This is a genomic window from Okeania sp. KiyG1, assembly GCF_014132355.1.
GTDB lineage: Bacteria > Cyanobacteriota > Cyanobacteriia > Cyanobacteriales > Microcoleaceae > Okeania.
Genome location: NZ_BLZO01000094.1, coordinates 102628 through 113759, shown reverse-complemented (window position 1 = coordinate 113759; position 11132 = coordinate 102628). Strand labels below are relative to the sequence as shown.

The 11132-nt window shown below is 36.2% G+C and carries 8 protein-coding genes; 2 read left to right on the top strand and 6 right to left on the bottom strand.

The genetic code is table 11. From position 1 onward, the window contains the following. Positions 1 to 141: 141 nt before the first annotated feature. Positions 142 to 276 (bottom strand): hypothetical protein, encoded by a 135-nt coding sequence (locus tag SAGCYANO_RS47940; RefSeq protein ID WP_255502667.1) that lies wholly within the window; start codon positions 274 to 276, stop codon positions 142 to 144. A 1268-nt stretch (positions 277 to 1544) separates the two neighbouring features. Between SAGCYANO_RS47940 and SAGCYANO_RS23105 the strand changes: the two genes are divergently transcribed. Further along, positions 1545 to 2606, top strand: coding sequence for a site-2 protease family protein (locus SAGCYANO_RS23105; RefSeq protein WP_202222217.1), 1062 nt, complete (start codon positions 1545 to 1547; stop codon positions 2604 to 2606). A 789-nt stretch (positions 2607 to 3395) separates the two neighbouring features. Next, a complete protein-coding gene (locus SAGCYANO_RS23100) occupies positions 3396 to 3722 on the top strand; it encodes a hypothetical protein (RefSeq protein WP_202222216.1) in 327 nt (108 codons plus the stop codon). Between the two features lie 448 nt (positions 3723 to 4170). Here the strand turns inward: SAGCYANO_RS23100 and SAGCYANO_RS23095 are convergent, their stop codons facing one another. The 5 genes from SAGCYANO_RS23095 to SAGCYANO_RS50595 all read right to left on the bottom strand — a co-directional run bounded on the left by SAGCYANO_RS23095 (position 4171) and on the right by SAGCYANO_RS50595 (position 10996). Then, positions 4171 to 4746 (bottom strand): rhomboid family intramembrane serine protease, encoded by a 576-nt coding sequence (locus tag SAGCYANO_RS23095; protein ID WP_202222215.1) that lies wholly within the window; start codon positions 4744 to 4746, stop codon positions 4171 to 4173. A 681-nt stretch (positions 4747 to 5427) separates the two neighbouring features. Continuing rightward, the gene (locus SAGCYANO_RS23090; protein ID WP_202222287.1) at positions 5428 to 7698 is read right to left on the bottom strand and encodes a DNA phosphorothioation-associated putative methyltransferase; all 2271 of its coding nucleotides are present in this window, start codon (positions 7696 to 7698) and stop codon (positions 5428 to 5430) included. 1115 nt (positions 7699 to 8813) lie between these two features. Next, a complete protein-coding gene (locus SAGCYANO_RS23080) occupies positions 8814 to 9143 on the bottom strand; it encodes a KGK domain-containing protein (protein ID WP_202222213.1) in 330 nt (109 codons plus the stop codon). A 447-nt stretch (positions 9144 to 9590) separates the two neighbouring features. Beyond that, positions 9591 to 10646: a c-type cytochrome biogenesis protein CcsB gene (gene ccsB, locus SAGCYANO_RS23075; protein ID WP_202222212.1), complete on the bottom strand. Its 1056-nt coding sequence runs from the start codon at positions 10644 to 10646 to the stop codon at positions 9591 to 9593. Between the two features lie 59 nt (positions 10647 to 10705). Then, a complete protein-coding gene (locus tag SAGCYANO_RS50595) occupies positions 10706 to 10996 on the bottom strand; it encodes a zinc ribbon domain-containing protein (protein ID WP_375339978.1) in 291 nt (96 codons plus the stop codon). Between the last annotated feature and the right edge of the window lie 136 nt (positions 10997 to 11132).

The window sequence follows — 11132 nt, the reverse complement described above, 5'->3', positions numbered from 1 at the left end:
GCTTTTTTTGTAACCCCCCAATTCCCATCCTGGGAAGGGTTAGAGGTGGGTTGCCATCACCCCATTTTCTAATGCACCATTTTAGATGTGTCAGTCCAGTAGTGGATTGTTTCACCTAAAATAGTGCATTAGCTTTTTTCGTCACCCCATCCCCCCATCACCCCATCCCCCATCACCCCATCCCCCATCACCCCATCCCCCATCACCCCATTTTCTAATGCAACATTTAAGATGAAACAGTCCAGTACGTTGGGCTAAGGAACCAAAGCCAACCAAACAAACCCATATTGTTATTGGGTTTATTCTACGGATAAGCGACTCTAATACTTCGTTCTACAAGGACCTACATTTTAATTTTTCAATCGCAGTTAATTCTATATAAGTAATACCTCAGAAAATATATAGATAAACTTATGATTTTAACCAAATAAATAAGGTCTTAAACTTCTCCATCCGAGGATTTATCGATCGACTTTAGGGTTGGCAAAGCATTCCAAAAGAAAGCTCCTAAATAGGAGGCTAACTAATAACTTAAATTACTAATTACTTAATAACTTAGCGTAACATAGGTCAAAAAAAAAAATTTGTCGAAGATCGACAATATTGATAATATTGATTGAATTTTTAAACTAATTACTGCTGAAAGTCATATAACGCATACTATTCCAGTTAGACCGGGTTAAATTCGACAGAGATATTTTTGAGGTTTTGTCGAAGATCGACAAAATTGATTGAACTGCAAAAAAAAAATTATTGCTGAAAGTCATATAACGCATACTATTCCAGTTAGACCGGGTTAAATTCGACAGAAATATTTTTGAGGTTTTGTCGATCTTCGACAACCAGAACAAAAAAACTATGCCATAATAAACAAAAAAATTTTATATCTTTCTAGAAACAACCTCTAAGTCCTGACAGATTTACACAATTAAAATGGGGTGTTATGACAGATTTTTAAATATCTATTTTAGATTTTAGTTTTCTAAGGAACCCTACTGGACTGACGCAGCTAAAATAGTGCATTATATCCTTGGGTTGGGGGCGGGTTTATCAGATTATTTGTAACACCATTAATTTAACGCGGAACCCACCCCTACTATTGGAATATTTTATGGTGCGTCACGCCACTACTGGACTAATTAATTGTTCGCAAATACATCAGTATACTCACGGTTTTATAGTATTAAAAACGTAAGCATTCAGCTATTAGCGGTCAGCTGTCAGCTTTTTAAAGAATGAAGTAAAAATTCGTTTAACTTATACTATATTTTCGTAAGTATTTCCTGCGGAATGCTGCGCAAACAGCTATTAGTAGTCAGCTAGAGCGCAATAAGACCCTGCTTTTAAGGACATAGTTTAAATGAATATAGACTTTAACAACTTTTGTAGTAAGATTAATTCTAGCTCAATTAATACAGCTTTAAAGCCACACGAAAAGCAATAGCTGAAGTCCGCAGTTCCGACCATAGGAGGCTAGCTGACGGCTGAATGCTTACTTAAAAACTACTTATTAGCAAAAAGTATTTTCTCAATTTGATAAATATATGCAACTAAAATCAGAGGTGCATTGGATTCAACATCCAGATGGTTATTGGATATTACGCAATCCTGAATATCCAACGTTTCTCCAAGTAGATAATATTGATAAAAATGTCATTTGTCTATTAGGAAAAAGACCAATACCTGCTATTACTAATAAATACGATCTAACCCTCCAAGACATTCAACAACTATTACAAAAATTGGCAGCAACAGGTATGTTAGAAGGTACGGAACCACCGCCGAAAAAATTCTCTTTGGCGCAAATATTATTTTTCAAAATCCCTCTGTTCAAACCTGATGAATGGTTAACAGAAAGTATAGATAAACTTCGTTGGATTTGGACGGCGGGTTTTGGGTTTTTACTCTGTTTTTTCCTCGGTCAAACAGTTTTTTTGTGGTTAGCTTATGCCACAGATATTGTTTCTGCTCATCAACAAGTTTGGGGAGATTTTACTACTGCTCCTACTAATTTATTAAAGTTAGGTTTTGCGACTATGTTGGTGATTTTTCTCCATGAGTTAGGTCATGCTTTTACTCTGAAACATTTCGGGGGTGTTATACCGGAAATTGGTTTATTATTTATGTGTTTTCTGCCGGGAATGTACACCAATACTTCCGACCAATATTCTTTAGTTAAACGGAAACAAAGAGTTTTAGTTGTAGCTGCGGGGGTAATAGTTCAAATAGTTATTTGGGCGTTAGCTTTGTGGTTATTATTAGCTTCTCCTCCCCAGAGTTTGATGCAGCAAAATAGTTATTTATTGATGAGTGCTGCTCTGGTAACGGTGGTGTTAAATCTCAATCCATTAAATGCTTTTGATGGTTATTACTTGTTGGTGGCCATGACAGGAATTAATAATTTGAGGAGGCGATCGCTCGAATTTTATTTTGATTTATTGCGCCGTCAACCTTCGCCTGAAAAAACATCTGACCAAGCCATTTTAGCTATTTATGCTCCTCTTAGTATTATTTATACAGTTTTGGTTTTGGGTTATATGTTATGGTTAGTTGGGAATTGGATTGGGGAATTTTTACCAGCAATTTCATCTTTTTCTTACTTTTGACTTTGAGGGCGCAATTCGGAGCTTTGCGGAACGCCAATGCCATTAGCCCCTACGACTTTTGACTTTCTCAGGACTTACCCATGGAAACTAAATCGTAAGCATTCAGCTATTAGCAGTCAGCTATCAGCAAACCCTAATTATTCATTACTTCTAAGATTTAGGAAGGGGACTTTAACAGTAACTTTACTTCTAAGATTTAGGGAGGGAACTTTAACAGTAACTTTTATTCTGTCTCAATTTCTCAATTATTTTTACCTTCCCCAAAATTAATAGCTGATACCTGATAGCTGACGGCTGAATGCTTACACTAAATCTTGTGAGGGCGCAATTCGGAGCTTTGCGGAACGCAAATGCCATTCGCCCCTACAACTTTTAACTTTCTTTACTTTTGACTTTTGACTTTCTTTACTCAGGACTTACGCAAATTAACCTTAAAAAACGCCAGATGTAGGGGCGATTCGCGTTTGCGAAGCATTCCGTAGGAAATCGCCACTACTAGATTTAGTGTCCGTGCTTCATTAATTGATAATTGATAATGGATAATTGATAATTACCTCGGGTTTTAACCGTTACGGAATTGAATATAAGGAAATATTATTTCTTCTCTTGGTCCATTGGATATGGCGCAGGTTTCCTCGCCATCCCTCGACCGCTTTTTTCCCCTTAAAAGGGGAGGCTTTAAGGCGCGAATTATTTAATTACTAATAATTAATAATTAATAATTCGGTAAGTCCTGTTTACTTTTGACTTTTGACTTTTGACTTTTGAATTAATCTGGAGTATAAATCAATGAAAATTAATCAATTTTTACAAGTAGTTGTGGTTAGCTCAATTATGAGTGTAGGATTTTCTGCTAGGTTACCTGTAGAAGCTTTTGTAATAGATTCTAACGACAATAATAGTAATTTAGCTACCAATAGTAATTCTTCTGGGAGTTCTAGTTTATCGCAATTTTTAACTCAAACATCTCAATATTCTCAAAAATCTACTACCGACTGTCAATCAACAGATGAGGTTAAAGATTATGCAGGGATACCTGAACCTACTTTAATTAGCGGGTTATTTTTTGTGGTAGGACTAGGTCTGTGGAGTAGGATTAGGGGATTAAACAATTAATAATTAATAATTAATAATTAATAATTAATAATTAATAATTAATTATTAATAATTAACAATTGCCTCTCCTTGAAAACGGGTAGGATTAACGCGGAGCGTGAAAATTTTTTCTTGTTTCTCCACGGCGAGTGAGAGGATTTTTACCTTAATTATTCGGTAAGGGAGTAGGGGAGTAGGAGAGTGGAAAAAACTGTGATGTCATGTCTGGATAATTAGTGATGAAAAAAACTAAAACTGTCAGTTGCATGGCTAATATCTTTATTCTCCCTGCTTCCTACTGCCTTATTTGTAAGTATTCAACCGGACATGATTTTCTTAGGAAATAAACCGATATATATCCTCTTTCTTTTATAGCAACCTGGCGGTTGATTAGGGCAATTAGTGCGAGCATCTTGCTCGCATCATAAATCATCATAATTACCGAAATTGAATACCTATCAATTCTACTTTAACTATTTTGTTTACGTTTACCCAAAAGTTGAGCTGCCAATATCCCACCAAGAAAACCAAATAAGTGTGCTTCCCAAGAGACATTAGGATCGGAAGGCAAAATACCCCAGATTAAACCACTGTAAAGAAAACCAGCAGTTAAGGCGAATATTACTGATAAAACACTGAAGTCAAATAAACTTCGGAGTAGCAAAAACCCAAAATAACCAAAAACTAATCCACTTGCACCAATATGAACAGAATTAGGCGCACCGAAATACCAAATACCTAAACCACTAACTATTATAGTAACGATACTCACAAAGAAAAAATCACGAACTCCCCGTAACATGATTAACCAACCGAGAATAATTAATGGGGGAATATTAGCCATTAAGTGACCATAACTACCATGCAAAAATGGAGCTAAAAAAATACTCGTAAGTCCTGTAGAACTTTGAGGATGAATTCCGCCATAATAGTTCAATTTTCCTGCTAAAAATTCAAAATTAATAATTTGTACAATCCAAAGGATAGCAATAAGACTTCCTAAAATCGTTACTTGGGTATTTATTTTTTCAAATAATTTATTCATTGCTTTCTGGTTATAGTTGACTTATTCTTAACTATTTTACAGTAGTTATCAAGTTGATGAGGTACAAAGTTTTACTGCTTTAGGGAGCAGGAAGTATTCAACAATTAATAATTAATAATTAATAATTAATAATTGAGTAAGTTGGCACAAAAAAACTAAGTATGTAACAAAAAGTAAAGTAGCTCTAAAACCTCTTCCCTTCTGCCTTCTGTCTCCTGCCTTCATCTCACAATAAATTTTAACACCTGCCTACTTACCTCTCCTTGAAAATAATAAAAAAATTGTACTTCAGAAACTTGATAAACACTATAGAACATCTTCAGTCACTAGCTTATTCATTCCTGATTTATAGCATTACAAGAATTGGTTAGGAAATTTTCCAATCCTGTTCGCGTAGCGCTATACAGGAAAAAACCCTTTTACAATGGATAATTGACAATTGATAATTGATAATTAATCCATTCGCTTTAAAGCCTCTCCTTTTAAGGATAAAAAAGCGGTCGAGGGATGGCGAGGTCTCGGAGCCATATCCAATCGACCAAGAGAAGAAATCAGATTTCCTGATATTCAATTCCGTAACGGTTTTAACCAGAGGTAATTATCCATTATTCATTATCCATTATGAATTGATGAAAGTTCCCTATTCCCTATTCCCTATTCCCTATTCCCTAGCGCTACGCGCTATAGTTGTTTTTTTCTTTCCCGCTTCCTAGTAGCATGAGCAGACTTTAATATTTTTAAGCGATAAGGGTCAACATTAGTTTGCCAATAAACACGATGACCTTTAATTTCTGTACAATTTTCTTCTAAACATTTGAGCCAACTAATTCGGTTTTGAATATTTTTCCAGTCATTTAATAGTCCTCTATCTTCTTCTTGTTGTGTGAGTTTAGCAAATTTTTCATAGTCTGGATAATCTGGTGTTACTAAAGCATCTTTTCTATGTAAAATTGGCGGATTATATTCATTTGTATAACTCTGATAACTGACACTTAAATCTCGTAAATCAATGTGCATACTTGTATGCAAAACTGGGTGAGCTTCTGTGTCAAAATCGGGATAAAATAAATAGGATATTATCGGTAATTTTGTATGAAATTTAATGATAGTTGCCTCATTTAATCTACCAATTGTACGATTAGCACAACCTTCATAAAGTCGTAACAACGGATCGAGTTTTGCTACAGCAGAAACATGAACTAACAGAGAATTATAAAATTTATAACCAATAGAACTATTTTGACAACATTTATTAATTAGTTGAGAATTACCCAAACTAAATAACAATATATCGGCTAATGTACAAGCTTGGCTATAACTACCAAATAAAGCTTTAATATCATTTTTAACTACTGTTGCTAATTGGGATAATTTAGGACGGTTGCCAAATTTACTCAAGGCTAAATATACTAATAAATCTTGGCGACGTTTGTCAGTTATCTGGTCCCATTCTACAGCATTTGTAGCTTGCAGAATTACTCGAAATGCACGACGAAAACTACCAAATTCTGCAATTAAATCTGCCTCTTCAGCAATTTCTCCTCTGACCGGAAGACGACCGCGATCGCTCATAAAATTCATCAAAGGTATAAGCTGTTCTTCATAATCTACAAATTGCTGATTTTTGGAGTTAATTCTAGGTCTAGATAAACGAGTTTTTAATCGAGATGCTCGAAAATTATGCCCCTGTTTTTCATCTTTAAATACCAAGAAAATACCCAAATCTATAGGGATAGAATCTACATTTAAAACTTGGTCAATATAAGACTTTAATTCTTCCTGTTCATAATATTTCTGAAAAGTATTACGAGCTGTAATTATGCCATCTCCATAAGCAAGTTTATTCTTGGTTTTCTGGTCATTAATTAATACCATAGCGGAAACAATTAAAACCTGTTTAGTCAACCCCCAAGCTTTAATCAAAGCCTCCCTACGTTCTGCTAAAGATTCAATTACATTAATTACATAACCAAGATTGACAACATCAGCAGATATACAAGTATTATTGGGCGAATAATAGGGGTCCCATCCTGCACTTTGATAACCTTTTTGAGCAATATGTTTAATATCCCCACCGTGACCACAACCATAATCAAAAAAGGTTGTACCTTCTGTAAAGAGATTTGCTTCTAAACCCAAACGTACTGGTTTAGAAATTTTTTTACGAACGATCGCTGCTTTGTGGCGTTCTATTTTGGGAATTGGTATTTCAATAGTATTTTGAATTACATGATGGTCTTTAATTTCAATTCCATGATTTTTTAGGTGTGTGAACCATCCTTGGCGAGTGCCAATTAAGCGAGTATTATCTAACAGTCCTAATTTCACTTCAGCACTGGTCAGTTTAGCAAATTTTTTGTAGTGGGGATAGTCAGTATTCACAAAGGTTTCTTTGCGATGCAGCACAGGGGGGTTTTTACTATTTTGGTAGTTTCTATACTCAACTTTTCCACTATTCATGTTGATGGAAATGCTAGTTTTTAAAGCTGGATGAGGGTCGGTGTCGAAGTCTGGATAGTGGAGATAAGAAATTGTGGGTTTATCAAAGTTAAATTTAATTAATGTGGTGGTTTTTGCATCAACTTTCTGCTGAGAAGTTGCTTTGAGATATAAACGATGAGCTAAATTTTCGTAGAGTTGTAGTAAAGGATGAAGTTGTGCTAAAGCAGAGATATGAATATAAAAAGCGGTTGGTAATTTTTTGCCTATTTTGCTTTGTTGACAGTATTTTTTTATTGCACCAGATTGGTAAATTTCTAGGAAGATCTGGTTAGCATATTCACAGGCAGATTGATAAGTCAAAAAATACTTTCTTATCCCATCTATAATTGTCTGAGGCAGGTCTGTTTCTAATTTTATTTTGGGTAATATTTGGAAATTTTCTATATTTAAAGCCAAATATAGTAAAAGTTCTGAGCAACGTTTTTCTTGAAAGTTATCTTGATTTTCCATTGCTAAAATATCTCTAAATGCCATAGGTTTTAGGTTTTAGGTTTTAGGTTTTAGGTTTTAGGTTTTAGGCGTTAGGTTTTAGGTTTTAGGTTTTAGATGTTATACCAATTTAAAAAAAGAATGTTACAAATAATAAGTGCGATAAAAAGATTTTGCAGGAAATGTACCTTTGACAAAGCGGTCGAGGGATGGCGAGGGAACCTCGCCATATCCAATCGACCAAGAGAGCGGTGCGACCCCGCGACGACGCCAGCTCGCTTGCGGAACGCGCACCAAGAGAATTTACGACCTAAAAACTGGTATTGAAGCAATTCCCATACGACTCCTTACTCCTGACTCCTGACTCCTAAGAAATAGCCTAACTATTTGTAGCAAATATTTATCAAATTGGTGTTATACCAATTTTATGTGAGGTGGCACAGAATTATTTTTTCCTCCTTCCTTCTTCCTTCTTCCTTCTTCCTTCTTCCTTGTTCAAGAACTTATCTATCTCGATCTACTGGACTGACACACCTAATTTTGTGCGCTAGACTATTAGACATCTCCAAAAATCAAAAATAAAATCAATTATCGTACAGAAATTATCAGTTCTTTCCCCCTATTCCCTATTCCCTCTTTTGCGGGAGATTTCTATTGGGGTAGGAGCGGGTTCATCTAATTGGTTAAGACTCATTAATTTAACGTGGAACCCGCACCTACTATTGCAACATTTTAGGTGTGTCACGCCACTACAGTCAACCTCGATATATTTCCCTATGCAACTTCTGATGAATTTGATATTAAACTACAAAAAATTTGTTTTCTACTCTCTATTACCGAAAAATCCTGGTCTAAAGCTCCCCTTTTAAGGGGATAAAAAAAAGAGAATTCCGTATTTTCGTAGCCTCTTTATTGAAGAGGTACTGATAACTGATAACCGATAACTGAAATGACCTACTCCCTCTTTTCTCGATATGTCTATTGTTAGTTAATTATAACGTTTCTCAGCCTAATGGAGTACACCTATCTTTATTTGTCTTCTGTTCCCAGATCCGGTGTTCCCTGTTCCCTAAAGCCAACGAATTTTGTACTTCACGCTTTTTGGGAATTGCTATATTGAAAAAATTGCTTGAATATTAACTCCACATTCCTACATTCTGTGGCTGTTCATCAGAAGTTAGTATAGGGTCAGCTAAAGGTTGAGAAATAGGACCGACAGCTTCAGATAAATCTTTTTCAGTTTCTGGAAAAAATTCTAAACGAAATTTCACTTTTCCTTTTTTCCAATAATCACCAGGTCTTAATAATTGACATTCTAGCCCTTCTTCAAATAAATTTTCTGACTCCAACCTAGCTAAAATCATCGTTATATATTCACTGACTTGAAATGTACATTGAAACATTAAAAGACTAGCACTTGTAGACAAAACATCATCATTATTTAGTAAAGTAACTTCAGCTTCCATATTTAATTATCCTAAATTTATCCCCATTACCGAATAATTAAGGTAAAAATCCTCTCACTCACCGTGGAGAAACAAGCGGTCGATCTTCAAAGCGAACCGTAGGGTGGGATGGCGCAATTCGGAGCGGCTCCGATAAGAGCGGGTCTCGGAGCCATATCCAATCGACCAAGAGAGAAAATATTTTCCTTATTATTCAATCCTCTTCCTTTTAGGGAGAGGTAATTATCAATTATAAATTATCCATTATTGAACACTAATATTTTTTGTTTGCCAATCTTACCTTGATAATTAACGCACAACAAGAATTAATTTCCATGGTTAAAATTCATCAGGACTTACGCATAAACTCTACTTATGGCGAGGGCGAATTTTATTCGCCCCTACAGATGGTGGTTTAAAAGTCAATTTGCGTAAGTCCCGTTCATGTTGTACGCCATTAACACTTAACTAAAAAAACCACCCATAGGAATGTAAACCCTTACCCAAAAGATTTACCCCTAAATAACATACCCAGACTACAGCAAATCCAGTAGCAGCCAAAATAGCAGGTCGTCTTCCTTGCCATCCTTTAGTAATACGAGCATGGAGATAGGCAGCAAATACTAACCAAGTAATCAAGGCCCATGTCTCTTTCGGGTCCCAACTCCAATAGGAACCCCAAGCTTCATTGGCCCAAACTGCTCCAGCAATAATCCCAATAGTCAGCAAAGGAAATCCTAAGCCAATAATACGATAACTAATGTTATCTAAAGTTTGGGCAATACTCAAACGTTGAGGAGAAAGAGTTACTTCTGTCTCGACTACTTGAGTAGGTCTAGCCATTTCTAAAACGGCAGTTTGACTGTGGCCATTGTTTATAGATAGAGGAGAAGATTGATGGTTATTCTCAATTTCGTTCAGGGTAGCTCCCTCTGTTTGAAGTTGCAAATTTTTTGAGAGCTTCACAGAATGATTATTTCTTCCAGAACGAGTACCAAAGGAACTACCACTAAGCTCTACTTTTTGGCCACTGGTAACAATGAGAAAAGCGATCGCCAGTAAAGACCCAACCATCAAAGTCGCATAGCTCAACATCATGACACTGACGTGCATCATCAACCAATTAGATTTTAGAGCAGGCACAAGAGGTTCTGATAACTGCATACCGGAGGGCAAAGTTAGGGCAGCAAAAGCAGTAATACCCATTGCCAAGGGAGATGTAAAAACTCCCACCAGGCGACTTCCACTCATATTTTCAGCTATGAGGTGAATAGTAGTAAGTCCCCAAGTCAGGAAAAATAGAGATTCGTACAAATTACTAATGGGAAAATAGCCAGCTTCTAGCCAACGTGCCCCTAATAGGGTTGCAATAGAGAGATTAGCGGTCGCCATTCCGGTAGAACCCAAGACCGAGAGATAGGGGATACGAGGAAAAGCGGCACCCACCCAATAAATTAGCATTGTGGCAAACAAGATGGCAAAGGAGATATTGTCCAATGAATTTTGGAGTTTGACTAGATCCATTTATTTTTCTCTAAATAATATATTTCTGTTGACATTCTCGATCGTGACATACTCTCACACTAAGCTGGCACTATAGTGTGGGCTTCTCGTTTCGTAGCCCCGGTATTCCGTCGGGCTCCACGAGCTTTAAGGACGGAATGCCCTGCCGCCCTATTTTTTATATTTATAGCTGCATTTCCTAAGGAATGCTTCCCTACGGGATGCTGCGCAAACGCAAACAAGTCGCAGTCTATTACAATACCGCAATGCGGACTAGAATGAGTTCGTATGTTTAATTCTTTGGGGACTTTTTCACCACAATTTGAGCAATCTTGGCTGGTATTTTTGGGGTTCACTGCTATAGTTTTCACCTCCAGCATTTCCGGCTTTGACAGTTAAAATAGTTAGGAATTGTCCCCCCGAACGCATCGTTAATTGATTTACTTAAACGAGTCTTTGTTAGGCCTTTAATGTTTAAGTTTTCGTATTGGATAACTTCAGATGAGT